A 237-nucleotide genomic window follows, 5' to 3' on the forward strand; every position below is an offset into this window, starting at 1 on the left:
CTATGAAGCAACCAACTAACGAAGCTATTACTCACCTGCGTAACCGCATTCATATTATTATCGAAGGCACAGATACCCGCATGGGTAAGCTTTTCGATGTTGTATTGTTGATAGCCATTTTGGCCAGTGTTGGGGTGGTAATGCTGGACAGCGTGCTATATATGCGTTTGCAATATGGCACGCTGTTTTTTTATGCGGAATGGTTTTTTACGATTTTATTTACCATTGAGTATGCAT

1 pseudogene is annotated in these 237 nt (G+C 40.9%); it reads left to right on the plus strand.

Annotation, left to right across the window (positions count from 1 at the left end):
• Window positions 1-2: 2 nt before the first annotated feature.
• A pseudogene (locus AAEY75_RS17020) lies at window positions 3-237 on the plus strand (ion transporter); the annotation flags it as partial.

The organism is Psychrobacter sp. TB55-MNA-CIBAN-0194, assembly GCF_040309505.1.
Taxonomy (GTDB): Bacteria; Pseudomonadota; Gammaproteobacteria; order Pseudomonadales; family Moraxellaceae; genus Psychrobacter; species Psychrobacter fozii.